The 25,473-nt window shown below is 32.1% G+C and carries 21 protein-coding genes and 1 tRNA gene; 1 reads left to right on the forward strand and 21 read right to left on the reverse strand.

Annotated features, from left to right (window positions below; genetic code table 11):
• The 8 genes from BUC03_RS04650 to BUC03_RS04685 all read right to left on the reverse strand — a co-directional run.
• Positions 1-1,443: hypothetical protein (locus BUC03_RS04650; RefSeq protein WP_143159137.1), on the reverse strand; the 1,443-nt coding region annotated here is incomplete at its 3' end.
• A 2-nt stretch (positions 1,444-1,445) separates the two neighbouring features.
• On the reverse strand, positions 1,446-1,619 hold the full coding sequence (locus BUC03_RS15160; RefSeq protein WP_159432695.1) for a hypothetical protein: 174 nt from the start codon (positions 1,617-1,619) through the stop codon (positions 1,446-1,448).
• A 282-nt stretch (positions 1,620-1,901) separates the two neighbouring features.
• A complete protein-coding gene (locus BUC03_RS04660) occupies positions 1,902-3,977 on the reverse strand; it encodes a peptidylprolyl isomerase (RefSeq protein ID WP_073148770.1) in 2,076 nt (691 codons plus the stop codon).
• Positions 3,978-4,062: 85 nt separating this feature from the next.
• Positions 4,063-5,352 carry a hemolysin family protein gene (locus tag BUC03_RS04665; RefSeq protein ID WP_073148772.1) on the reverse strand — a complete coding sequence of 430 codons (1,290 nt, stop codon included), beginning with the start codon at positions 5,350-5,352 and terminating at the stop codon, positions 4,063-4,065.
• Positions 5,352-5,543, reverse strand: coding sequence for a hypothetical protein (locus BUC03_RS04670; RefSeq protein ID WP_073148774.1), 192 nt, complete (start codon positions 5,541-5,543; stop codon positions 5,352-5,354). Before BUC03_RS04670 ends, BUC03_RS04665 begins: the two co-directional genes overlap by 1 nt.
• Positions 5,543-6,109 (reverse strand): LPS export ABC transporter periplasmic protein LptC, encoded by a 567-nt coding sequence (gene lptC, locus BUC03_RS04675; RefSeq protein WP_073148776.1) that lies wholly within the window; start codon positions 6,107-6,109, stop codon positions 5,543-5,545. The genes BUC03_RS04670 and lptC overlap by 1 nt, the downstream gene beginning before the upstream one ends.
• Positions 6,110-6,119: 10 nt before the next feature.
• Complete coding sequence (locus BUC03_RS04680; protein WP_073148778.1) at positions 6,120-7,493, reverse strand: hypothetical protein; 1,374 nt, start codon at positions 7,491-7,493, stop codon at positions 6,120-6,122.
• Positions 7,494-7,694: 201 nt separating this feature from the next.
• Positions 7,695-8,462 carry a type III pantothenate kinase gene (locus tag BUC03_RS04685; RefSeq protein WP_234971600.1) on the reverse strand — a complete coding sequence of 256 codons (768 nt, stop codon included), beginning with the start codon at positions 8,460-8,462 and terminating at the stop codon, positions 7,695-7,697.
• A gap of 64 nt (positions 8,463-8,526) precedes the next feature.
• Here BUC03_RS04685 and BUC03_RS04690 point away from each other — a divergent pair.
• Positions 8,527-8,602: transfer RNA gene (locus BUC03_RS04690), tRNA-Phe, on the forward strand.
• Positions 8,603-8,777: 175 nt separating this feature from the next.
• Here BUC03_RS04690 and BUC03_RS04695 read toward each other — a convergent pair.
• The 13 genes from BUC03_RS04695 to BUC03_RS04755 all read right to left on the reverse strand — a co-directional run bounded on the left by BUC03_RS04695 (position 8,778) and on the right by BUC03_RS04755 (position 25,471).
• Entirely contained in the window at positions 8,778-9,419 is a 642-nt protein-coding gene (locus BUC03_RS04695) for a DUF6266 family protein (RefSeq protein ID WP_073148782.1), read from the reverse strand.
• Positions 9,420-9,807: 388 nt separating this feature from the next.
• On the reverse strand, positions 9,808-10,089 hold the full coding sequence (locus tag BUC03_RS04700) for a helix-turn-helix domain-containing protein (protein ID WP_073148784.1): 282 nt from the start codon (positions 10,087-10,089) through the stop codon (positions 9,808-9,810).
• Between the two features lie 880 nt (positions 10,090-10,969).
• Positions 10,970-11,314, reverse strand: coding sequence for a hypothetical protein (locus tag BUC03_RS04705; RefSeq protein WP_073148786.1), 345 nt, complete (start codon positions 11,312-11,314; stop codon positions 10,970-10,972).
• Positions 11,315-11,318: 4 nt separating this feature from the next.
• Positions 11,319-11,894, reverse strand: coding sequence for an XAC2610-related protein (locus BUC03_RS04710; RefSeq protein ID WP_073148788.1), 576 nt, complete (start codon positions 11,892-11,894; stop codon positions 11,319-11,321).
• A complete protein-coding gene (locus BUC03_RS04715; protein ID WP_073148791.1) occupies positions 11,891-12,457 on the reverse strand; it encodes a hypothetical protein in 567 nt (188 codons plus the stop codon). The genes BUC03_RS04710 and BUC03_RS04715 overlap by 4 nt, the downstream gene beginning before the upstream one ends.
• Positions 12,458-12,809: 352 nt before the next feature.
• Positions 12,810-13,127, reverse strand: a complete 318-nt coding sequence (locus BUC03_RS15285) for a hypothetical protein (RefSeq protein ID WP_073148793.1) — start codon at positions 13,125-13,127, stop codon at positions 12,810-12,812.
• On the reverse strand, positions 13,118-15,793 hold the full coding sequence (locus BUC03_RS04725; RefSeq protein WP_073148795.1) for an ATP-dependent DNA helicase: 2,676 nt from the start codon (positions 15,791-15,793) through the stop codon (positions 13,118-13,120). Before BUC03_RS04725 ends, BUC03_RS15285 begins: the two co-directional genes overlap by 10 nt.
• 235 nt (positions 15,794-16,028) lie before the next feature.
• Entirely contained in the window at positions 16,029-18,881 is a 2,853-nt protein-coding gene (locus BUC03_RS04730) for a type I restriction endonuclease subunit R (RefSeq protein WP_073148797.1), read from the reverse strand.
• A gap of 3 nt (positions 18,882-18,884) precedes the next feature.
• Positions 18,885-19,796 (reverse strand): Abi family protein, encoded by a 912-nt coding sequence (locus BUC03_RS04735; protein WP_073148799.1) that lies wholly within the window; start codon positions 19,794-19,796, stop codon positions 18,885-18,887.
• 171 nt (positions 19,797-19,967) lie between these two features.
• Complete coding sequence (locus tag BUC03_RS04740; protein ID WP_073148801.1) at positions 19,968-21,161, reverse strand: restriction endonuclease subunit S; 1,194 nt, start codon at positions 21,159-21,161, stop codon at positions 19,968-19,970.
• 1 nt (position 21,162) lies between these two features.
• Positions 21,163-22,782 (reverse strand): type I restriction-modification system subunit M, encoded by a 1,620-nt coding sequence (locus tag BUC03_RS04745; protein WP_073148803.1) that lies wholly within the window; start codon positions 22,780-22,782, stop codon positions 21,163-21,165.
• A gap of 155 nt (positions 22,783-22,937) precedes the next feature.
• The gene (locus BUC03_RS04750; protein ID WP_073148805.1) at positions 22,938-25,181 is read right to left on the reverse strand and encodes a DUF3987 domain-containing protein; all 2,244 of its coding nucleotides are present in this window, start codon (positions 25,179-25,181) and stop codon (positions 22,938-22,940) included.
• Positions 25,178-25,471, reverse strand: a complete 294-nt coding sequence (locus BUC03_RS04755) for a helix-turn-helix domain-containing protein (RefSeq protein WP_073149400.1) — start codon at positions 25,469-25,471, stop codon at positions 25,178-25,180. The genes BUC03_RS04750 and BUC03_RS04755 overlap by 4 nt, the downstream gene beginning before the upstream one ends.
• Positions 25,472-25,473: the final 2 nt, after the last annotated feature.

Below are 25,473 nucleotides of genomic sequence, written 5' to 3' on the forward strand. Positions count from 1 at the left end.
TAATGTTACTCCAGCAGGGTTGTTTACTTCTAAATAATCTACATCAAAACCTTCTCCCGTTAAAGTTTGCGCTGTAGTTCCTGTAAATTGAAGTTCTCCATCTGTAATTAAGATAGTACCGTGATTATCAAAATCTCCATTTACATCTAAATCAAATCCACTATTAAAAGTAATTTGAGCTCCACTTTCAATAATGAAATTATCTACTTCTGCTGAAGAAGAATATACAGGAAAAAAATCTGCATCTCCAGAAACTGAAATACTAGCAGTACCATCATTAGGAGGTACAGCATCACACCAGTTAGCCGCATTGGTAGGATCTGTATCTGCACCACCAATCCAAATGTATTCATTTGGATCATTAGCTTGACCATAAGTAGCAGTTAAATCTATAGTTAAAATAGAATCACCACCTTGAGTCTCCCGCATTCTAATTTCTATTTGGCTATTGGCATCTAAATAACCATCCCAAACATCTAGAGTTGCCACACGGTTATCCCAAGTAGTTTTTTGATATACCGTTACCCCATCTACAATCACCTCAATAGCATCATCATGTCTTAAAATATCTAAATTATAATAACCACAATCAAAACCTTCTCTTCTGTAAACATAAGAGTGTCTGTCATCTGAAATTCCTGTAGTACCAACATAGCCATCAGTTAAAGAAGTAGGACCACTAGCATCAGTAGGATTATCGCTATCAGCCCAAAGGTCTTCCGTATTAAAAGAAACCCCTTTATGATTATAAGAACCGTAATAAGTGTCAAAATTAGCGCCATCATAAACCCCTACCTTCCATTCAAAATTACCAAAAGAAGTATCTTCTGGAGGTGTAGTTGGGCCAGCAGGAATATTCTCAAAAAGCATTCTACCATAAGATTGGCCTGCACGTTCAGACCAAATAAATATTATTTCAGAATCTCCATCTAAAGAACCAGACCAAACATTAGCACTAACTGAACAACATCCTGTATTACTCCAGACTAATGTCCCGTCAATATAAAGTTTAGCTGCATCATCATTTCCATTTTCACCTGAAGCCCCCTCTATACTAATTTGATAGTCTGTAGCAACAGGAAAACCTTTTCTTTTGTAGACTACATTATATGTATCATTACCTGACATTGGACACCCTTGATAAGTTAAAGCTGTACTTGGGTTAGACGAAGTATTAAAACTGTCTGAAGAATCAAAGCTAATACCACTTGTACCGTAACCTGCATCTATATAATACCCCTGGTAATTAGAGATGGTATCAAATGTTGAGGAGTTATAATCATTAGTACTAGATGAATAATCATATGTATGAGCTATCCATTCATTATTCCCAAAATCATTTTGACTATACGTACTACTACTAGTAGGTAAACATTGTGCTATTGAGTTATAACTTAATAGAAAAAAAAACAAACTAGATAAAAAAAAGTAATTTTTCTTCATAACTACTTCTTAATTTTTTTCACCCCATATACACCTCCGGCTAAAAAACCTAAACAAACTAATGCATCAATAGGTGCCGCTGGAGTTTCATCATCTACATCATCTCCAAAACCTGGAAGCTGAGCAAATGCAGAAAATGAGCAAGAAAACAATAGTATTGTGAATACTAAACTCATTTTTAAATAATTTTTTTTCATAACAATAATCACTTAAATATTTAAAAAAGTAAAAAACAATGTTTGAATTTCTAGCTTTCACAAACCAGTACTTTCAAGGTTTTTACGATACAAATCTATTTGGAAAAAAAATAAAGGGGAAAAAATTGAAGCTAAAAATATAATAATTAACAATATCAATGTATATCGTCTATTAAATAGGTATTTCACCGAGTTTAGCAAAAAAAAGGCCGCAAAATGCGACCCTTTTTATATAAAAATTTAAAAATTTTATGCCAATTTCTAGTAGAAATCTGCTCTATTATCTTCTATTTCTGCAGAGCTTTTTAATGCTTCATTTACTCTATTTAATGCATTAGCTGATCTAGATTTGCTTTCTCTTTCTGCAAAAGTTCTATAAGAGTTAAGTGGAGTAACTTCGTTTTTCTTAACTAACTCTACTAAATAAACTCCTTTTTTTCCAGCAATAGGATCTGTAACTTTTCCTGGCTCTAAGCTAAAAGCTGCACCTACAACTTCTGGCTCACTAGTAGCTCCTGGTAATGTAGGGTTACTTAAACTTACCGCACTTGCAGATTGAATAGAAACGTTTTCACTAGAAGCTACATCTGCCATACTTTTTCCAGCAATTTTCTTCTTTATAATTTCTGCTTGTTTCTCTGCTCTTAATATTGGTGTAACTACTGGTGATGCATCTTCTGCAGATTGTACACCTTTACCTTTTCTAGATACTAACTTTACTACCACATAACCAGAATTTAAATCAAATCTTTTTGTAGCACCTACTTTAGTATCCTCATTAAACGTCCATTGTACAATAGATCTTTGGTTACCTAATGCAGAATTAATATTTTCTTGCATTGCCTTGATGTTATTTACTGTTTTTACATCGTAGTTTCCTTCTTTGGCAATAGCATCAAAATCTGCATCTTTAGATTTCATTTCAAAACTTGTAGTCTCTGTATATAAGTTACTAGAGGTAGTTTCTGAAGCAACAATTTCTTTTGCAATAGTAGCTAACTGAACAGCTTTTTGAAAATTGTTAGCCTCTTCAATCATTACAATATGAAACCCTATTTGATTTTCAATTAACTCTACATCACCTTTTTCATTATTGTAAGCAAAATCTTTTACTTCTGGTGTTAAACGAGCGTTAGTGTAACGATTCCACCCTAAATCTCCTCCTTTGTCTTTAGAGCTTACATCATCTGAAAATTCTGGAGCAAGTTCATCAAACTTAGCTGTATCTGCATTTACTGCAATTAATAGACTATCTGCTAATGCTTTTGCTTGCTCTTTTGTTTTAGTGTAATTTCCTTGGTCTATTGCAGAACCTTGGTAAGAAACTAAAATTCTTCTTAGTTTAACAGAATCTGCAATTTGCTTAACTCCTGTAACCTTAGTATACTTCCAGAAATCATTTTCTTTATACGGACCAAAGTTTTCTCCTTCATTTAAGTTAAAAATTTGATCTGCGTTAGTAGATGGCAATGCAGATTTAAACTTAAATGTACCGTCATAAGGCATATCTGAATTTTGAGCTACAAACGACTCGTTATTTTCTGCCTCATTAAACTGTGCTATTATCTCGGTAATCTCTTCTTTAGCTGCATTATCGTCTTCTAATGAAGGTTTTTCTTCAAAATAAACATATTTGATAGCTGTATTTGCTTCTTGCTCAAAACGAGATTTGTGTTTATTAACGTATTCTTTAATTTCTTCTTTAGAAACTTCTACGTTATCTACAGAAGTATAAGGTACTAATACAAATTTTAAGTCTACGCTTTCGTTTTGCATTAAATATGCTTGCTCACCTTCTACTAATGTTGCTCCAACTCCAGCTCTAATCATATTATAATAAATTTGATTTTTTGCTTGAAGCTCAATTTGCTTTTCCATTAACTTCCACTGCTCATAAGCTTGTGGTGAAGTTACTTTTAAATTAGCTACGTACTCTTCTAAAACAGCTACATCAAATAAACCTGCCTCGTTAGTAAAGTTTGGGTTACCTGCATAAACTTGTTTAAGCATGTTGTTAAACTGCTCATCTCCAACTTTAATTCCTGTTTTTTCAATTTGCTCTTCTAATAAAGATTCTTGCAAGGTTAAATCCCATACTTCATTTACAGCTTGTGTACTAGTAACATTTCTACGGTTACGTTGAAAGTTTTCTACTTTTCTAGCAAAAGTTTCTCTATCTACATCTTCTCCGTTAATGGTAGCAATTGTATTTTGATTTTTTGCCCCCGTAAAACCTCCGCTTTTAAACAAATCTGCCAAAACAAATGAGAATAAGGCTAGAGCTATTATTATAATTAAGAAAAAAGAACGCTGTCTAATTTTATTTAATACTGCCATTTTATGTGATTTTTAACTCAATAGTGGGCGAAAATAAGATATTTATGTATATTATAAAATATATATTACTTAAAAAGTAAATGTTTTAATCTTCTTGCAATATCTCTAACTCTACCAACTCTATTTTGGTGTTAGAAACTTCTACAATTGTGATTCTAAATTGTTCTATATAAACAGTACCGCCTTGCTCTGGAATTTCTTCTGTATGATTAACAATCCAGCCTCCTAAGGTTTCATAATTCTCTTCTTCTGGTAAGTTTAATTTGTAGGTTTCATTAATATAATCTACCTCCATTCTGGCAGAAAACTTATATTTATTTTCTGAGAATTGCTCTTCTATAAGAACTACAGAGTCATGCTCATCTTCAATTTCACCAAACAGCTCTTCTACAATATCTTCTACTGTTAACATACCGCTAGTACCCCCATACTCATCAATTACCACGGCTATACTTTTTCTTTTTTTTATTAAAACGTTTAAAACATCTTTTACCAGCATTGTTTCAGGAATATACAATACCGACATTAAAACAGATTGAAGATCTTTTGGGTTTTTAAAAAGCTCAAAACTATGTATATAACCTATAATATCATCGTTAGTTTCTCTATATACTAAGATTTTTGAGAGCCCGGTTTCTGTGAAAATCTTGGTTAAATTTTTTGGTGATTCTGATATATCTACCGAAATAATTTCATTTCTAGGTATCATTACTTCACGAGTTTTAACTTCTGAAAACTCTAAAGCATTTTTAAAAATTTGTATCTCAGAGTCTACCTCATCATCATCTTCTGCCGTTTCCATTTGCTCTGTAATATAATTACCTAACTCTACCTTGCTAAAAGCCAATTGCACTTCATCTCCATCGGTTTTAAAGAATAATTTTAAAACTAAGTCTGAAATCCAAATAACAAAAGAAGAAATAAATGTGAAAAAGATGTAGAAAAAATACGCAGGCAATGCAAAAAGCTTAAGCATAGAGTTTGCATAAATTTGAAAAAACACCTTCGGAAGAAATTCTGCGGTAAATAATATTACAATCGTAGAAATTAATGTTTGTGTAATTATTAAACCATCAGTAATCCAATAATTAAAAAAAGCTGTGTCAAAAGGCCCCATTTGAGAGAGCCAATTTACCAGTAAATCTCCCATATAAAAACCATAGATAACCAAAGCTATATTATTACCCACTAACATTGTGGCAATAAACTTAGAAGGCTTTTTGGTTAATCTATCTAATATTTTAGCTAGAAAACCATCTTGCTTCTTTTCTATTTCTATATGAATTTTATTAGAAGAAACGTAAGCAATCTCCATACCTGAAAAAAATGCAGATAATATTAGAGAGCTTATAATAATTATTATTTCTGTATGCATTAGCCGTTATTGCGATCTTCTATTTTTTTTCTAAACCTGCGTTTAAAGAAAAACATAAATACAGCTACTGCGCCTAAAAATAGGCATAAATAAGATCTATCTGAAGACTCTCCCCATACGCGGTAGGCTTCAAACAAAAACAGTACTGCAAATACTAAATAAGCGTATTCAAAATATTTAAAAAACTTCATTATTTTTTAGATTCGTCTAGGTATTGCACTCCCACATTTGAGCGTGAAATGAATTTATCAAAATTTTCGTTAGCATCAAAACCTTCTCCATCATTTAATGCTCCATTATTCATCTTTATATTGTATTTCTTATCAGAAAAAAGCCAACTTCTTGCTTGGTCCCAATATAATTGCTCTGCGTTTAAAACAGTAGTATCACTAGTAACTATTTTTACATTTCCGCGCAAATCAATTAAATCTGTTTGGCTATACACAATACCATAATCTGCCACTATCGTAGTTTTTTCTTGTTTTTCGTTAAAAAAATCTACTTCTACCCCATTAGGAAACTCTCTATAAGCAAACTGTTGGTTTGTAAAATCTAGCATTTTAGGGCTTCTTAAATTAGCCTTTACTTTACCGCTATCTGTGTAAAAAAGATTTACATTTTCTCCTACTGTTTGTGGCGTAGGATGATCTCCATCAAACTTTCTTGCCTCTGATAGTCCGTTTTGACATGAAAAAAGCATTGTCACTAATAAAATAGCGACAATGCTTTTTAAAATATGATGATATGTTACACTCATAAAGTATTTACTAATTAGCAGGAACTCTTACGCTCTCACCAATCCAACAACTAAATGATATAGAGTCTCCTGGTTTGTAATCTGATGTAAATATATCTTGTTTTTGCGGAGCAGTACCTCTATAAGAAGCTGCTGTTTGGTTTGCATTAGATTTTAATGACGGATCTACTTTACCTGCTCTATCTGCGTACTCTGCAGCTAACCAATAAACGGCTCTCTTTTCAAAAGATGTTTCACCACAGTTATTTGCACTTCCTGCATACATTGCTGCAATTTTTAAGTAAGCAATCCCTAATGATGGCTGAAACTTTAATGCTTTTCTGTAAAAACTTCTTGCATTAGAGAAACTTCCTTTTGCTTTATATTTATTAGCAATAGTGTAATATACTTTTGCTTTTGCTAAAGGCTCACTTTCTAACTCTGCAGATTGATTATAGTATTCTAAAGCTTTAGAAGAGTTACCATCTTTATCTGCTAACTGACCTAAGTAAAATGCTGTTTTTGCTGATGGCTCTGCAGTATGTAAAGCTTCTACCAATTGGAAAAATAACGGATCGTCACACTCTTTAGCAGAAAGTCTTCTTGCAGCTCTTTTTAACCATTCTGTATCTGTTTTCTTCTCTTCAAAATCTTTTTGGAACAATGGAACAAGGTTTTCACAATCTGCTTTCTCCCCTAACATACCATTAATGGCTCCTTTAATTTTCATAAAGTTAGTTAAGTATATTTCAGAATTACCTAAAACTCTTTTTTCATTAGAAGTTAATTCTTCTCCAGCTTCTTGCTTCTCAATTAACTTTTCTGCCTCTTCTGCACGAATTACTTCTTGACTTTCTATCTTCTGAATTAACTCATCGTATTTAGTAAATACGTCTTGAAGATCTTTTTTACCGTCTTCTTGTAAATCTACTAATACATTAAAGTATGCATATAATGCTTTTGGGTTATTAAAAGATTCTTTATCTATTTCCCAAGCTTTATCAAAAGCAGCGTATTGCTCTTCTTTACTTCCTAATTTGTTATCAAACATTGTTTGAGCAATATCTGAATACACTCCTCCTTTTGGAGTTTTTTCAGGGAAATTCTCTAATCTTAGCTCATAATTTTTAATTAAATCTTGAGCGTATTGCTTTTTTAAAGCCTCATTATCTTTAGCATCAAGTATTAATTGAGTATACATACGCTTACCATATTGATAAACTGCTAAATTAATTTTAGGGCAATTTTCTATAAGAACTTTATATTCTGGCAATGCAGATTTATAATCCTTAATTTTAGCACTCTGAGAAAATAAATTTAAAGTTGTATTACAGTCTACTTCTTGAGCATTTAAGCCGAAGCTAAAAAAAACAGCAACTAGTAAAGCTAACAATTTGGTTTTCATAGTTGATTTATTATATAAATATTAATTAATTTTTAATTTGAATGGCTTGCTGGCAAACTTATAGAAAAACTACCAAAGTCTTATTATAGGCACTTTTAATTTGTACGCACATATTATACTCTATACCAAAACGTGTGCCAAACCCCAGAAACACACTACAACACAAATGCATTGCAACTAATAGTTAGGCTACATATCTAGCTATTTATTAAATTCTAGAATTTGATTTAACCCCTCTATTAAAAAATTTGAGGAGGCAAATATGCTATTTTTTACGTTCTTAGACAAAACTTGACTATCGCCACCAGTTAAAATAATTGTTAAATCTTCATAAACATCTTTATACTCTTCAATAAAACCGTCTATTTCTAACGATGTTGCTTTTAATACGCCAATTTGCATACATTGTTGTGTATTCTTTCCTAAAATTTTATTTTCAATATCCATATTAAGCTCCACCAAAGGTAATTTGCCCGTATATTGATGCATTGCCTTTGCTCTCATTTTTATCCCTGGAGATATTGCTCCACCTAAATACTCTTTGGTTTTGTTTAAAAAATCATACGTTATACAAGTACCAGCGTCTATTACTAACACATTTTTATTTGGGAAATTATATGCTGCACTCGCCACAAGCGCTATTCTATCTATCCCTAAAGTATTTGGTGTTAAATATCGATTAGAAAAGAAAACAGGAGTTGCGGAAGTAAGCTTGATAAAACAGGTTTTTTGCTGAAGAATTTTTTCCCAAGTTAGCGGATGTTCTTGCACACTTGATAGTATAGAATGACTAATTTTTGGGTAAGTTTTAAAAAAATAATTAATTTTTTTTTCAAATAGATTTTGTTCCATAGAATCTACTTCGATTAGCTTATCATTTTGAAAAACAGCAACCTTAACTAAGGTATTCCCTATATCTACAATTAAATTCATTCTTCTATTTTGTTTTTCAAATATACATAAAAACATTTTTTTTGCTTTTTTTGTTGTGAGATTGTAAGAAAGAATATATATTTGCAACCGCTAACGCGATGGTGCCTTAGCTCAGTTGGTAGAGCAAAGGACTGAAAATCCTTGTGTCCCTGGTTCGATTCCTGGAGGCACCACCATAAAAACCTCAACTTTTAGTTGAGGTTTTTTGTTTTAAGCCTCATTACACTTGACTTTCGAAGGTTTTTTACAAATATTTAATATTAGCTTTTTTCAATTAGGGTGCAACATAGGGTGCAACAAAAAAACCGTTACTAAAAGCAACGGTTTTTGAAAAATGTATACCTAAATATTCTAAGCAGCCGTACCTGATCCTAAATATACACTATTTGATACTTTTGTTCCATCTGCTGAAATAAAAGCCATAAACATCTCTACAGTATCTCCCGCATATGTTGCAGGAATTTGAACGATTTGTGAGCCTACGGTTCTCTCTGCACCTTCTAATACGTACATTGACTCTTTTTTAGCTGGATTATAAACTAAAACCATAACTTTGTCTGTAGTTGCAGCATTTCCTTCATTCGAGTTATCATCCCAAATAAATGTCACTTGCTCTGGTGTGGCAAGATTTGTATCAGGATTTAAAGCTCCTGAAAGTCCCCCTCTACTTAATAAAGCATCTGCATATTGTACTTCAAAGTTTGGTGCAATACCCGTAACCGCATTATTCAATACATAAGACATAGCAGCATTAAATTCTGTTTTCTTTACCGCATAGGCTCTGTAACCTTTTTTTATGAATGGTTGGTTAGGCTGTAAAAACTCTAATGTAACCGTAAATTTATTTCTTTGGTTTACCTGACCTTCTGTTCTTGGATTGGCTACACTAGAAGGCTTAATTCTTAAATAATCAATACCTTTCCAGTTACCTCCAATTACGTTACCCACTTTACCGGATAACCCTCCTAAAATTCCTTGACTAATCTTTCCCATTTTATATACAATTTTAAATTAATACTTAACCTGTTCGGACTTGGTACGGAGAAAAAACGGCTTAGACTTTAATTTTACATTGTAAATTTCAGGATAAATAAAGCTTAAAAGAGAATTTTGAAGGGATTGGCAGCTTATTTCAGCCTTAGTCAAAAACTTCCGCAGAAAACTTGGAACATTCTCTTCAATTATTTTTTTTCAGCTAAAAAATATGCCTTTGTTATTGGCAGCGTTGGATTGCTGTCAAGGTTTTTCTGAAAAAATAGCCCGCAGGATTTTTGGAAAAAGCAATTGCTTAAAATTGCTATTTATTCCGAAAACCCGTAGGGCTTGACCTTTATAGCAAATTGCGGTTGGCTTTAAGTAAGCTGCCTATATTTGCCATATTTTATAGCTTATTCTTTTCTAATTTTTCATCGATTTCTGTTTGTTTATAATAAACTCTACTACCTAAACCATAAGATTTTAATTTCCCTGATTTAGACCAATTCCACAAAGTAGTTAAACTTACCTTTAAGTATTCTGCAGTTTCATTTCTTGTTAGAAAACTTTCTTCTTCAGCTTTAGAGTTTTCTAAATAGCTAGTTAGTTTGGGAAGTAGCTTTTCAGCTATCTTTTCTGTTAACTCTTCTACGGTCAATTCGTTAATTATAATTTTTCTTTCTTCCATTGTTTTGTGTTTAATTAGATAATCTAAAATTAATTTTTCGGCAGGTAATCTAAAAGGCGCGAGCCGTCTGCGAGTTTAACAACGGGTGTGCTGGCTTTTGGTATGTAATACCGCCAGTGCTATGTTGTAGACACGTGTTTGGCGCTGTAATTGGTTCGGAGGGAAAATAAAGGGCTGTTTTATTAATGTCTTACATATTATTGATAACGAACCCTTTTTAAAAATATTCAGAATTTTAGTCAATAACTAATTTTAAAACAGCTCTTTTGTGCGGTTTGCAATAAGGCATTTTTTTTTATGACCAACGGAAATAAAATAAATAAGCTTTATGCAAATATGGATGTTCCAATTACTGTGACAAACTATACCGCCCGTTGTTATCGCAGGCTCGCACATCAATTAGTAGCGGTTGCACCCAATAAAACATACTTGCGTAGCAAAACTTTATGGGTTTGGGTGCAAGAGTAGCTACGGGTGCTGTAGGAATGTCGTGTGTGAAATAATACAAATGAATAGCTTTTGAAGCCTGAGGATGGAAGGCGTAAAAAGCGTATGAATGGTAGGTGCAAGAGATTAGGAATTAATAGATTTTAGGCTCGGAGAAATTTATTAATTAATCTACGTATTCATTAGACCTAAATGCACTTGCAGCTATGTAGTATGAAACAAAACAGAATGACGAAAGCTCTCCTTATTACCTGCCACGAATTTGCGTTGGGAAAAGCAAGTGCAGGATGAAATGGATTGTAGTACAACGAAAAGAAATGAAGGACTGCTCTTGCTGTGCGTTGCTGGAAGTGGGTGATTGTAGTAAGTGAGGGACGAGCAAACGAAAAGAACCTACTGGAAGCAAATGGCTGTACGGTGGGAAATTTTCAAATCAGAACGGCATTGTATCAATATGCAATTTATTATTAGTTTCTTTGATTTCAAATGATACACGATCATAAGTATGGACCTCATCGTAAAAATTGTAGTAAACAATATTTTCATCATTTACCCACTTATATTTTTCTATTTTTAAGGTTAAGTTACCTTCTTTATTTTTGTGTGCACAGTAAAGAAAACTTTTAAAACAGCTGTAAAAACGAGATTTATTTGGAGAACTAACTTCTACATTATTTGACAATAAGTAAGGTATAAAAGCAGCAGAATTATTGTGAATACAACAATTAATTAAAGCTTTTTTTATTTGTTGAATTGTAAATGTTTTTTTCGTGTACATACTGTTAATAGTTAATGACCTTTAATTTGATCAGCTTATCTTGATTTATTTGATATAATATTTGTTCTCCAGTTTTAGATGAACCATCTGGTTGGGTAATTATTAGTTTCTTTTTTCTATTTATTCTTTGAATACGTAAATAATCCCATTCTTTTTGATGTTCAAATTTTTGAGATTTGAGGTTAAATAAATAGTATTTAAAATAACAAGATTGCCCACATTCGATTGGAACAGTAAAATCAATTGCTCCATCCATATTATAATCATAAAAGGTTAAAACTATTTGCCCTAAACCAATATTATCTTTAAAGTTATAGAGAGTTTGAATTTCGTTATTCATTTTTAAAATATGAAGTTCGGCAATACCTCCATAATAACCAAGGTTTGAAGAATAACTTAGTTGATTATCCCAAACAGAATTAAAGGAAAAACCCTGAATCTTTTGGATTTCTGATTTGGTAAAAGTGAGGGTCGTTGTAAGCTCGTTATCCATTACTTTCCAATCTTTACTGGTAAAACTTTGACTCTTTAAGATTGTAGCTGACAGTAATAGTAATATAAAAAGTATTGTCTTTTTCATAGTTCAATAGGATACCATTTAAGTTTTTTTTCTATTTCTTTTCGAAAATTTGTTGCGATTTGAATAGGTGTCTTTCGTATGTATTCTTCGGTTATTGTCTTAGTTAAACCATCCAATGATTTTAAATACTCTAACCTGCTTCTTGTTTTAGATTTTACCCTATCCGTTTCTTCCCAATTTGCTTTGAGATTTATCCAAATTACCACATTAATTTCGGGATGATTGGTCAACCATTCTTTAATATTTGCAATATACTTGAAATCGTTTGGTTTGGTTTTATTTGTGTGTTTATCATAATATCCAATTGCGCTTCTGGCAGAACCTTCCCTAACTGCGAGGTTTAATACTACTTCCTCTATAGTAGTATTTGTTGAGATGGCATAAAGCGACTGAACTAGTATTGCATTAGGGTCTAAAACTAGGGTTAGTCTTGAATCTTGTGAAATACGCGAAAATTCCAAGGGTAGCATAGGATCATCTTTTTGCCAACCAAAAGTGGTATTGTATTGAAGTGATTTTGGATTCCAGATTAAAGAACCCCAACCGAGGATTGCGATTTTCATAATAAATTTATTGCTTACATAAATGGTTAAATTTTGCGCAAAAGTTTGCTCTTAAATCTTTTGTTGAAATCTTCTCATCAAATTCTGCCTCTTCTATTATAGCTTTTTATAATTCTTAATAACAACTTCTAAATCCCTTTGAAACTGGTCACGGTAGATTATTTTTCGCCATTTTTACATTCATAAGATAGAATTTTTGAAGAATTTTTCCGTATAAACCAATTATTCTTAGTTTGGGTTTCGTGAAGCAACGCGCATCGAACATATCTAAAGAACTCCTCTCCAAAGATATTCTGCTCTTTAAAAGGGCTTCGCTTAGAAAAAAACGAAATAAAAATACTGGAATTCTTTTTCAATCTTTTCCCCCCATTTGTGCATAGCCATTTTCTATTTTTTTATCATACCACTTATTGTTTGACGAATTATACACCCAACCATTAATAAAGCTTTCAATCGTTTCAATAAGTGAGCATTGTAGATTGATCGCTGCAAAACCCTCCCCGTTATATTTTTCTATTTCGAGAATTGCCTGTATAGGCTCTAAATATCTTGTACGGATGCGTTCTTCAAAAAAATGGAAGGCATTACCCCAATTTTCGTTCTTTTCGGGTTTTAATATATAAGTTAACTCTTTCCAGTCATTAACTGTTAATGTTCCTGCTACTCGCATTTTAACATTTTTTTTATAATCTGTTCAATTAAAGCATCATCCAAATATGGTGAAAAGCAGTGATAAATTTCTTCACTAGCCTCCCATTTAGAAGCATATTTGTAAATTAGAGGGAGGCTATATTTGAGACCTTTGTTATTACTAAGGTTTTCAAAGCTGTTTTTCCAAATTAAATTACGTTCGTATTTGGAAAGTATTTCTTCTGTCCAATTGATTGCAGGGTTACCACTAAGCCCTCCCCAATCCCATTTATCTACATACTTGTCTATCAACCTTATAGACCAAGGAAGTGCCGAGTTATAGGATAAGTTTTCCCAGCAAAAATATTGCTCATATCTATTGATAAAACTTTCACTCCAAGGTAAGAAATCCTTAGTACTTAACCTGTACCAGTTAAACTTATCTTTAAATTCCTCTATAAATTTTTCTGACCAAGGCAGATTGGGATTATCACTTAAGCCTCCAGAAAATCCATATTCATCACCTTCCCAATCGAATTTATCGGCATTATCTCTAATAAAGTCAATAGGTAGTTTTAAGTACGTTTTATGAGATAGATAGTAAAGAGATAAACTATTTTTCCATCTATAAACCATTTCAAGCGACCAGTTTATAGCGCTATTACTTGATAAAACTTCCCAGTTCCATCTTTCATAAAAATGCTCAATTAGTACCTCAGACCACGGTAAAGATTGGTTGCTGCTAAGATTACTCCAGTTAAGTTTTTCTTTAAATTTTTCAATAAGATTAATTGACCAAGGTATAGCTTTATTAAAGCTTAAACCAGTATAAAATCTATTGTCAAAATTACTAGCCGAACCACTATGCCATTTCCATTTAGTTTTAAAAAAATCAATTAATTCTTCAGACCAAGGCAAAGATGTATTCGAGCTTAAAAACCCCCAAACCCATTTATCTTCAAATTCTTGAATTATCTCTAAAGACCAAGGGATGCCTTTATTACAGCTTAGATCAACCCAGTCCCATTCATCAATAAATTCATTAATTAATTCTATGCTCCAAGGAAGATATGGATTGTTGCTTAAGGTTTTATCTATTTGTGATTTAGGACTTGACCTCCATACTAAAAAATTCTTATAACGCTTTATAAAGGTTGTTGACCAAACAACATCTTTATAACTGCTAATTACACCCCAATTCAAATAACCTTTATTTTTTTCAATATATTCAGTATTAATCTTTATTTCTTTTGTTGGTGGGTTTTCTTTTAACTGATAAGTCTTTGTCGGTTCTAAAAAAATATATTTTTGGAATAATTCCTTACTATTAGGGTACCATTTCCAAAGTAAATCAAAAAACAATAGGAAATTTTCCCTTGCAATCTCAATAATAAGCTTCTTATAGTAAATGTCCACATTTTCTGAATTATGCTCAAAATCTAACACATGTTGACTAACCAATACATCCCAAAGGGCCAAAGGTTGTTTTAAATAAAGACCTGCTAAGCTTTTTACACGGCTTAAGGCTACATAGGCTTGGCCGCTGGCAAAAGTACCAGTATGGAAATCGATGATTAATTTTTCAAAGGTTAAACCTTGACTTTTATGGATGGTTATTGCCCAAGCAAGTTTTAAAGGGTATTGTCTAAACGTTCCTTTAATATCTTGTGTTATTCTTTTTTTCTCTCGATTATAAGTATAAGTTTGATTTTCCCAACTTACTGGAGTAACTTTTTCTATCCTATTATCCTCCAGTTCTATCTCTATTGCGTTTGCGCTCAAACTGTGAATTTTAGCTATACTGCCATTATACCATCTCTTCTCCGGATCGTTTTTTATACATACTACTTGAGCACCAACTTTTAGTTCTAGATTAAAATCTGTTGGAAATTTACTTTGTTCAAAAGTTCCATCAATATTAGCTTCATAAAAATAACTTTGTTGATTAAGTTCATTTAATTTTATGTTATTTAAGTGATTAGCTGTATTATTTCTAGTAGTAAGTGTTATCACAAACTCTTCTTCAAGAAGGTGTTTATTGTTCTCGATTTTATGATTGAAAGTATTTACCTCTTCAGCCGTTATGGAAGCATCTCTAACTTTCTGCAAAAAGTCTATAAAGTAATCGTCCTCTTGACGGAATAGCTCGAATAGCTCTACCACTGGCAATTCGATTTTCTTAAATACGTGAGCACTAAAAAAATAGGGAGAATCATATAGTTCCGCTATAATTTCCTTATCTCGATTACCTGCAACTACAGGCTCTAATTGAAATAAATCACCAATCATTACCAATTGTTTACCGCCGAAAGGAAGGGAGAGGTTGTTAGTGTTTTTACGTAAAGAATAATCGATAGCATCTAAAACGTCTGCTCGTACCATCGATATTTCATCAATAATAAGGGTATCCATTTTATTTAACAGATTACGTTTTGTTGAATTTGGAGGATAAATGGTTATACCCTCATCAGCATGAAGGAGCGGCCTAAAGGGAAAATTAAATAATGAATTAATTGTAACTCCATTTGCATTTATTGCAGCAATACCTGTGGGTGCCACTACCAAGAATTCTTTATTACAAGACTGTACAATATGTTTTAAGAAAGAAGATTTACCAGTTCCTGCTTTACCTGTTAAAAAAAATGACTGGTTTGTATTTTCTATTAGATTTAGAGCTTTTATAAATTCGTTATTTTTAAATTCCATTTTTCTTTTTTACAAAAAACCAAAGGTTATCTTTTCTAAATTCGAGTATTTCACTATCGTCAAATTGAGGTAGCATTTCAGAGTATTTAATGGTTACTCGTTGGTTTTAAAGCAATATTATCTATCTATCTTAATCTTTTAATTATTTCTACTGTAGTAGCTTTTTTACCCATATTATCATTTTATTTACCAACTTACCTATAAAAATTATAAATATTTACAGCATTAACAAACACTAATTATCCATTCCATTAATAAAAGTTTCTACGAAGTCTATTATTTTTTTTAATAAGCGATCGCCTATTTCCTTTCGGTGTAAAACAGAAGGTTTTTCACCATTTAAGAGGTTTAATAGCTCGTCTCTAAGTGGTTCTCTTTCTGCGAAAAGATAATCTTCGATTAGTCTTTGCGTTTTTTCTTTATCTAGATTTTCTTCTTCAACTAATTTATTAAAAGCTTTTTGCTGCTCTTTTGACCAGAAGTTTTCAAATTCTTGTGGAATTTCTTCTGTGTCTTTAACTAATGGTAGGTTTTCTTCAATAAACTTTTCTATTAATTCTCGCTTACTTCTAAGATTAGTTTCTCCAGCAATTAAATCTACTACTTCTTTTTTCTTCTTTTGTTTCTCTGATTCTTTAGTTTCTTTTAAATCTGCTAAAAGTTTTAAAATATAGGTTACATTAATTTCATCTCTATGAATTAGCTCTAATTCAAAATCTACATCTTCTAATACAGAAACTTTTTCTTTGCTATGGTCTGTTTTAACTTTATCGTGAAGATCTAAGTATTTGCTTTTATAATCTTCAAATTGCTGTGCATCCATCGCTAAATCTTCCCAATCAAAATCGGCAAAAGAATTCATCGTATTTTTAAGACGCATTACTTCTCTGAAAGCTTTTATAAATTCTAACTCATCTTCTTCACTTACTAAATCATCTACACTTTTAACTGTTGGAGTTACTTTTAAAAGATTAATAAAGGCTTCATTAAATTTCTTTATATAATCTTCATAAGGCTTCATAATAATCACTTCAATAGCTTCTTTATTGCTAAAAAGTGTAATTGCCTCATCTGTTGCTTTTTTAAGGTTTCTAAAAACAACTATTTCTCCTTGTGATTTTTGTTCATTTACAATTCTATTTGTTCTTGAATAGGCTTGTATTAAACCGTGATAGCGTAAGTTTTTATCTACATAAAGCGTATTTAATGCCGGACTATCAAACCCTGTAAGAAACATATTTACTACAATAAGTATATCTATTTTTCTTTCTTTTACCTTTTTAGAAATATCGTTGTAATAATTGTAAAATGATTGACTGTCTTTTGTTGAGAAATTAGAACCAAACATTTTGTTATAATCGCCGATATAACTTTCTAACTTATCTCTTTTGTGTTGATGTAAACCATATAAGACAGGACTTTCTTCTACTACCGAAACTTCTTCCGGAATAAAACCATTAGCATCTGCATCCTCTTCATTTGCTACATAACTAAATATTGTTGCTATCTTTAAATTATGCTTTCCTTCTTCTTTTTTCTGCTTGAATAAATCGTAATATTTTAATAAAACATCTGTACTACTTACACATAACATTCCTGTAAATTCTCTGCTATGTGTTTTTCTATTATGGTTAGCAATGATGTAATCTACAATTTTGTTAATACGCTCTGTAGATTCCATTAACTCTTTACGGTCTATATCTTCTACCTCAACATCTATTTCTGTCGCACTATTTTTTTGTTTGAATTTACCAACATATTCTACCGCAAATTTGAGTACATTTTCATCTTTAATAGCATCTGTAATTACATATTTATGTAAACAATTACCGAATAAATCTTTTGTAGTTCTTTTACCTAATTCATTTTTAGCTGCGTTATCTGCAAATATTGGTGTACCTGTGAAACCAAACATTTGATGATTATGAAAGAAGTTTTTTATTCTGTTATGCGTATCTCCAAATTGGCTACGGTGGCACTCATCAAAAATGAACACCATACGTTCATCCTGTAAGTTTTGCATTTTTTGCAAATAGCGTTTTTTGCTAATTGCCGTGTTTAACTTTTGAATAGTGGTTACAATTAACTTTGTATCATCTTCAAATTGTTTTACTAATGCTTTTGTATTATCTGTACCATCAATACTACCTTTAGAAAACGAATTAAATTCTTTAGTAGTTTGGTAATCTAAATCTTTTCTATCTACTACAAATACTACTTTCTTAACCTGTGGCATTTGCATTATGATTTGGCTTGCTTTAAAGGAAGTTAAAGTTTTTCCAGAACCAGTAGTGTGCCATATATAGCCATTATGCGTACTATTTTTAACTTTATCTATCATTGCTTCTACTGCATAGAATTGATAAGGTCTAAGTACCATTAGTATTTTATGGGTTTCATTTAGTACTATGTATTTACAAATCATTTTAGAGATATGGCAAGGCTCTAAAAAATCGCTTGTAAACCCATTAAGAATATTGGTTAGCCTTTTATTATTTTTATCTGACCAATAGAATGTTTGTTTAAATGATTGATGTCTATTATTAGCGTAGTATTTTGTATTTACACCATTACTAATGATGAAGATTTGAACATATTGATATAAAGCAGAATTACTGCCAAACGAATGCCTTTGGTAACGGTTTACTTGGTTAAAGGCTTCTTTCATCTCTAAGCCTCTACGTTTTAATTCTATTTGGACTAATGGCAAACCGTTTACTAATAAAGTTACATCATATCTGTTTTTATAACTTCCTTCAATGGTGACTTGATGTGTAACTTGGTATTCATTTTGGCACCAATGCTCTGTATTAAGAAACTCAAAATAGAGATTATCGCCGTTATCTCTAATGATATGTTGTTTTTCTCTTAGGGTTTTAGCTTTCTCGAATACCGAACCTTTACTAAGTATATTTAAAACTCGTGCAAACTCATCTTTAGAAAATGTAATATTATTATGCTTTTCTAACTGTGATTTTAGATTTAAAACTAAAGCTTCTTCATTAGGAATTACCACTTTAGTATAACCTAAACCTTTTAATTGTTCTACTAACTTATTTTCTAATACTTGTTCTGATTGAGTACTCATATATTATTTCCAAAGTGGTTCTTCTTGCCAATGTGGTTTCATACCCAAAGCTCCTGGGTCCACATTGGGGTATTTATTAAAAAGTTCATTTAGGCGTATTGAAAAATCATTATCTGGTTTAATAGTATTTACTAAATATCTCATTAAACACATATGGATGTATAAGCGCTGAAACTCGTGTTGCTTAGGTACATTTTCTTTTTCTAAAATCCAAGGGTTTGGTGGTTTGGGTAACAGTTTAACCGTACCCGGTAAATTTCTATTCCATAGTCTAGAATGATGTGCGCAAAAATTTCTTATTACCGCAATTGATTGTAACCAACTTGGTAAATACGTATGGTTTACTGCTCCAAACTCTTCTGCTATAATATCTTTAGCTTTTAAAGTGTGCTTTAGATTACCATATAATTTTGACAAAGCACCAAAACTGGTATGTTCTAAAGATTTCCAAGCAGGAGGAAAACGTTTATCGTCTTTATGTTTTTTAAAATGATTTTTTAAAGTTATATCTTTAGAACGTTCCACCTCTTCTTGCAGATTAGCTAATGTCTTGACTAAAGCTCTACTATCATTAAACAATTCAAAGTTTTGAAACCACCAAGGATCAACCTCGTGCGATAAATGGTAGATAAGTTTAGTACGTAAGCTGATTTCTATTTTTTCAATGACATCAAAAAGAAGTAAACGTAATTCTGCATCAAAATTATAAAGTGCAATTACATCACTAAACCTACTGTTAGGTTTGAAGATATGATTTTCTTTATCTGCTTGCATTACATACCAATATTCCCCTAAACGATAGTAACTTATATTTGCTAAATAGCGTTCTGCGAGTTTAGAATTTGGAATATACAAACCTCGCTCTTGAAGCTGTTTAACTTGCTCTGTAAGTGTAAATGCTTTTTTGCTAAACATAAGAAGTAGGCATTAGACTTAGCAAAAACAGAAAGGTATATAAAGCAAAAGACACACCCTGGTACGCTGATCTAACGGGTAGCGTGGTGTGTACTGTTACTGCAAAAGTACAATATAATTGCCATATTTTACCCCATTTTACCATAAATTACCGTTTTTTAACATTTATTATTAAACAAACATCTGTTGCAACAAGCCTTTTTTATACCCCTTTGTCTGTTCAATTTTTGTATTGACTAATTCTATATTTTTATCTATGGCTGATAAGAAATTAGCGATTTTGATTTGTTCTTTTAGTGAAGGAATAAGTTTTTTGAATTTTATAAATTCATGGTAATGCACTCTTTTTTTCTCTTCCAGAGTTCCAGTAGCCATTTTATTATAATACTGAATCATATTATAAGAAGTTAAGTAATAATCAAAGAAATTGGCGCTTCCCTTTTCATTACAGTAGAAAATATTATAATACTTTGATACGTTTATCATAATATCTCCTTTAAACCTCTTTAAAGCTCCAAATCTTAAATTCATTGGATTAAATGCAAAATCATTTTTATACATAACTTTATAAGCATCTTTTGTATCACCTACTAAAAACTCTCGTTCGTATCTTTTACTTTTTGGAATAACACCATCCTCAATAGTTAAACTGTATAGAGGATAGTTTTCTAATCCCTTTTCTTTTCTTTCTACAAAATAATATCCTAGCTTCTTTTCTTCCCACTCCGGAAACGCTTTACCATCATCATCTTTGAACCGTATTTCTTGTTTAAAGATTTTTTGGGTAATGCCTTTTTTGTATTGCTCTAGCAGTTCTTTTTTCTTTTCTAAGTTTTGAATACGATTATCTACCGCTGAAAGGAAATCGGCTATTTTTTGTTGTTCGGGAAGGGGTGGAAAATTTACACTTATTTTTTTCACAATTTTAGCTGATAAATTTCCTTGACCTCCTTGTAAATAGGTATTTACGATTGATGTTTTTTTATAGGATAACCTCTGATATAAGAAATTTTTATTTTCTTCTGTTCTAATACAAAGAATGGCTTGATTTATAGCTCCGGCAATCTTAGAAATTGAAACATCACCGCTATTAGCACCGTATAATGCATATAATATATCGCCTTCTTCTACTAATTTGGCTGAAGAGCTTTTTAAAGCATCTTCATTGATATATTTATCAACTTTAGAATCGAAAATATTACCAGAACCTATAAAAGGTATACTACCAGTATAAAAATTTTTATTAGAACTTGTTGGTGTACCACCAGAAAAAAACTTACAGATTTTTTCTAATTTAATTTTTTCCCATTCTCCTTCAAACTCCGAAAACCTTAATTTAGGTACAAGTTGTTTTTCTTTCTGCATCTTAAAACGGGGTTTTGATGTTTAACTCTTGGCAAAAAGAAGTGATGGTTGCTTTGTTATCTTGCAATTCGCTGTTTAAACTTTCAATTTCATTGGCTACCGCATTTATATCTACCGGCTCTTCTTCTTCAAAAGTATCTACATAACGCGGTATATTTAAATTATAGTCGTTTTCAGCTACTTCATCTAAACTCGCTACATAACTATATTTATCTTCGGTTTTGCGTTCTCGATATGTAGTAACTATTTTATCAATGTTTTCTGGCGTTAAAACATTTTGCGTTTTTACTTTATCATAATGTTCACTAGCATCGATAAATAAAATATCATCAGGATTTTCTCGACATTTTTTAAACACCATAATACAAGTAGGAATACTTGTCCCGTAAAAGATATTAGCCGGTAAACCGATAACGGCATCTAAAAAGTTTTTTTCTTTAATAAGGTATTCTCTAATATAACCTTCTGCGCTTCCTCTAAATAAAGCGCCGTGTGGTAATACTAAAGCCATTGTGCCATTTTCTGCTAGTTGATGAACCATATGTTGTACAAAGGCGTAATCTGCTTTGCTTTTAGGTGCGAGCTTCCCGTATTGGCTAAAACGGTCGTCACTCATAAAAAGCTGATTAGCACTCCACTTTGCTGAAAATGGAGGGTTTGCTACAATTGCCTCAAAACGTTCATCGATATGCTGCGGATATTCTAAGGTATCTTCTTGCTTAATATCGAATTTACGATAATGCACCCCGTGCAAAATCATATTCATACGTGCTAAGTTGTAAGTGGTTCTATTAAGTTCTTGCCCATAAAAATCATTTACTTCTTTTACCTCTTTGGCTACTCGTAACAATAAAGAACCACTACCACAAGTAGGATCGTATACCGATTTTAATTTGGTTTTACCTGTAGTTACTAATTTTGCCAACACAATACTTACTTCTTGTGGGGTATAAAATTCACCCGCTTTTTTACCGGCACCACTAGCAAACTTTCCAATCAAATATTCATAAGCATCGCCTAAAACATCGAGTTCTGTTTGTTCTAATTTAAAGTCAATTTTATTTAAGTGCCCTAAAACTTTAGCTATAATCTCATTACGAGCAGATGGGTTTTTACCTAGCTTAGTTGAGTTTAAATCTAAATCTTCAAAAAGATTATCAAAATCTTCCTCACTTTCTGTACCCATTGTAGAGTTTTGCACATTGTTGAGAATGGTTTGCAAATCTTCTAAAATAAAGTTACTCTGTGTTTGGTAATCTTCATCGGGATCTGCTGCTTGTGCTACTTCTTCTAAACTAACCTCCTTATGATTTCCTCTTTTAGCTACCGCACTAAATAATTCTGAAGGTTTTAGAAAATAACCTAATTTAATTAGCGCTTCTTCTTTAATGGCTTCTAAGTATGCTTTCCCATTTTCGGTTTCTTCTTCAATATCTGTATAGCTAATGCCATCTGGTTTTAAAATGGTGTCTGCATAGATTTCCATTTTTTCAGAAAGGTATTTATAGAAAATAAAGCCTAAAATATAGTCTCTAAATTCATCGGCATTCATTTTACCTCTTAAGGTGTTGGCTATATTCCAGAGTTGCTGCTCTAATTGTTTTTTATGGTCTTCGGACATTTAAATAAGGCTTGGCTGTTTTGTTCACTTTAAGCGAACATAGATATTTTTCTTAATAAAAGCCTAAATATAGAAAAAGTCTAGCTTACCAAGTAAATTATCATTGGATTTCTACTTAAATATTGCTCTGCAAAACTTACAATCTTTGCAAACTGTTATTTTAGTTTTTTGTACATCCCGTTTTTAATTTTATCTAAATACTTGAAGGTTTTTAATTTAGACAAATAGAGGTCTGCTGTACGTTCCTTTATACTAAAACTAACCGCAATGGCAACTGCTTTTTTTCGTTGAAATTTAGCAGGAAGTGCATCATAAAATCGTTGCATTACCTCATCTGTTACACTTCCATTTTTAGGTAATTCTTTAAAAATAAAAATAGAATGCTCTTGATATACTTTTATTAGTGCCAGTGCTATTTCAAAATCTTCGTCTGAACAAGTGTAGGTCGTCTCTATTTCTCCATTCTCATAATAACGTAGTACTGTAAGTATCATTGCTATTCGATACACTATAAGCCCTAAGCGTTTTGCCGTACTCGATAAATCTTCACTTACAAAAGTAGCTACGGTATATAAGCATTCTCTCCCGTAATCGTTTAATAAGGTCCATTGCTTATCTGTTAGCTTAAAGGTAATATCTGCATGATGTTTGTAATACTCGATAAACTCTAGCACTTGATTGCTTAATTTATCAAAATGCTCAGTAAGGTTTACACCGTTATTTGTTTCTGCAGCATCTATCCAAACCACTTCTGATTTGAACGTGTAAAATAAAAACCTACTGAATAGGCCATCTTCTGCCGAAGCTATAAGGTTTTGCACTTGGCCGGGAGTACCCGCTAAAGCAACAGATAATTTAGGACGTTTAAGTTCTACCCATTCTTTATTGGTTTTTCTACTGTAGGAAATTGGTTCGTGATGAAAAGCTTTGCGTAATAAGTCTGAATAACCACCCCAATCTTGTTTAAGCACGTTACCCATAGAGTCTGCTTCTGTTTCGCAAAAAATACCTTTTTCTCCCCCCTCTTTTAATTGCTGAATCACTCGTGCACTACTGTTATTTGCAGGAATATAAAGCACTTTGAATGGCGGTTCTTCTGGTTGCGGGATTTGAGAAACATCATTTTTCTTATTAGAAGCCAATTTTTTATATTCTGCTAATTCAATTTGATATTGCTTATAAGCAGCTTGGCTTTCTTTTACTAATTTATCGTGGTACTTCTCCCCTAAATCTTTAGCATAAGTTAAGGCTCCTTTACCGCTAGCTGCCGGAGCAATGATAAAGCTAAATAGGTTAGCAAAATGTGTTTTGCCGCGATAGCCGCCTGAAATAACCTCTATGCACCCACTTAATACCGTTAAACCTCCTGTGAAAAACACATCTCGCTCTCTTCTATCTGTAAATGCTTTGCAGCCTTCTTTGAGGATATGCGGTAGTTTAGGAAATATCTCATCGGGTAAATAAGGCATTGAAAACAATAATTCTTCTTTTGAAACAGTTTTATTTACCTCTTGTTTAGTATTTGCAAGAGTTGCAATGTTTGCAAAGCTTGCAAACTCAAATGCGTTGTGTTTATAGGCACTTTTTACACATCTTCTATTTTCTTTTTGAGGAAGGTCAAAATTTTGTAGAGAATATTCTAAGGTATCTGCCTCATTCACCCCCCAACGATTGGCATTGCAAGCAAACGAGTGAATAAAGTTATTGCGGTTGCCATTTTGATAGGTTTGTACCTTCTCTGTAAACTCTTTGCATTTGTCGAGAATTTCAAAACTTGTTAAGTGCGTATAAGTACGGGCATTAGTTGTTTTAATCTCAGATTGACTTTCTGACACCTCTTCTACATCTACTTGAAAAATCTCTGAATTTTTATTGATGTAGATATCGGGATCTGATGATATAAAGCATAAACGCGTATAATCTTTATTTTTTAAATCTAGTTGTACCTCTAAAGCTTTCTCATAATAATCAACTACTTGTTGGTACGCGATGCTATGGTATTCTAGTTCTGAACTTACTCGCACAATAATTTTTAAACCTAAGCCACTAGGGCTTATAAAACTTGCATAGGTGTAAGGTGCTAAATGTGTTTTGTAATTCAGAATTTCTAATTGTTGTTTAGTAACCTTATCAATATCTAAGATTAGCATTTTGGAATATTGATTAATAAATTCTTTTTTACGATTTTCTTTAAATGTCCCGCTTGTGGTAAAAGCTGGAAGTTTATTTTTTAGACGATCGTATGTTTTTTCATCTCCTTCAGCAAGATAGGTTCTCATTTCTTCGATTTGCTCCTTTAGACCTTCTAACTTTATGCCTTTAAGAATTTCAGCTATATCTGTGTCTTTTATTTTTTCTGTATAGTTTCTATATACAGATATTAATGTATCGTTTTTCATTGTGTACGGCTTTTAAGTGAAACTTGGTGGTAGTGGTTATCTAGGAAAGTTTGTATATCGTGCATACGGTAGAATATTTTGCTTCCGATTTGAGAATAACTGATTTGATTGTCGTCTCTCCATCTCTGCAAGGTTCTGGCACTGATATTGAAAATTTGAAGTAAGTCTGCATTATCGAGAATGATATGCTTTGGATCTTGCTGCAAGGTATTTTGCAGTTTACTAACGGTAGCTTCTAATCTTTGTATAATTTGCTGCCATTCTTGAATAGATAAATTTTTAGCACTCATCT

Source organism: Mesonia phycicola (assembly GCF_900141885.1).
Classification (GTDB): domain Bacteria; phylum Bacteroidota; class Bacteroidia; order Flavobacteriales; family Flavobacteriaceae; genus Mesonia; species Mesonia phycicola.

Excerpts from the sequence above, each read along its gene's own strand:
- BUC03_RS15160 (WP_159432695.1), bottom strand. The coding sequence starts at position 1,619 with ATGAGTTTAGTATTCACAATACTATTGTTTTCTTGCTCATTTTCTGCA.
- BUC03_RS04660 (WP_073148770.1), bottom strand. The coding sequence starts at position 3,977 with ATGGCAGTATTAAATAAAATTAGACAGCGTTCTTTTTTCTTAATTATA.
- BUC03_RS04665 (WP_073148772.1), bottom strand. The coding sequence starts at position 5,352 with ATGCATACAGAAATAATAATTATTATAAGCTCTCTAATATTATCTGCA.
- BUC03_RS04670 (WP_073148774.1), bottom strand. The coding sequence starts at position 5,543 with ATGAAGTTTTTTAAATATTTTGAATACGCTTATTTAGTATTTGCAGTA.
- lptC (WP_073148776.1), bottom strand. The coding sequence starts at position 6,109 with ATGAGTGTAACATATCATCATATTTTAAAAAGCATTGTCGCTATTTTA.
- BUC03_RS04680 (WP_073148778.1), bottom strand. The coding sequence starts at position 7,493 with ATGAAAACCAAATTGTTAGCTTTACTAGTTGCTGTTTTTTTTAGCTTC.
- BUC03_RS04685 (WP_234971600.1), bottom strand. The coding sequence starts at position 8,462 with ATGTTTTTATGTATATTTGAAAAACAAAATAGAAGAATGAATTTAATT.
- BUC03_RS04695 (WP_073148782.1), bottom strand. The coding sequence starts at position 9,419 with ATGGGAAAGATTAGTCAAGGAATTTTAGGAGGGTTATCCGGTAAAGTG.
- BUC03_RS04700 (WP_073148784.1), bottom strand. The coding sequence starts at position 10,089 with ATGGAAGAAAGAAAAATTATAATTAACGAATTGACCGTAGAAGAGTTA.
- BUC03_RS04705 (WP_073148786.1), bottom strand. The coding sequence starts at position 11,314 with ATGTACACGAAAAAAACATTTACAATTCAACAAATAAAAAAAGCTTTA.
- BUC03_RS04710 (WP_073148788.1), bottom strand. The coding sequence starts at position 11,894 with ATGAAAAAGACAATACTTTTTATATTACTATTACTGTCAGCTACAATC.
- BUC03_RS04715 (WP_073148791.1), bottom strand. The coding sequence starts at position 12,457 with ATGAAAATCGCAATCCTCGGTTGGGGTTCTTTAATCTGGAATCCAAAA.
- BUC03_RS15285 (WP_073148793.1), bottom strand. The coding sequence starts at position 13,127 with ATGCGAGTAGCAGGAACATTAACAGTTAATGACTGGAAAGAGTTAACT.
- BUC03_RS04725 (WP_073148795.1), bottom strand. The coding sequence starts at position 15,793 with ATGGAATTTAAAAATAACGAATTTATAAAAGCTCTAAATCTAATAGAA.
- BUC03_RS04730 (WP_073148797.1), bottom strand. The coding sequence starts at position 18,881 with ATGAGTACTCAATCAGAACAAGTATTAGAAAATAAGTTAGTAGAACAA.
- BUC03_RS04735 (WP_073148799.1), bottom strand. The coding sequence starts at position 19,796 with ATGTTTAGCAAAAAAGCATTTACACTTACAGAGCAAGTTAAACAGCTT.
- BUC03_RS04740 (WP_073148801.1), bottom strand. The coding sequence starts at position 21,161 with ATGCAGAAAGAAAAACAACTTGTACCTAAATTAAGGTTTTCGGAGTTT.
- BUC03_RS04745 (WP_073148803.1), bottom strand. The coding sequence starts at position 22,782 with ATGTCCGAAGACCATAAAAAACAATTAGAGCAGCAACTCTGGAATATA.
- BUC03_RS04750 (WP_073148805.1), bottom strand. The coding sequence starts at position 25,181 with ATGAAAAACGATACATTAATATCTGTATATAGAAACTATACAGAAAAA.
- BUC03_RS04755 (WP_073149400.1), bottom strand. The coding sequence starts at position 25,471 with ATGAGTGCTAAAAATTTATCTATTCAAGAATGGCAGCAAATTATACAA.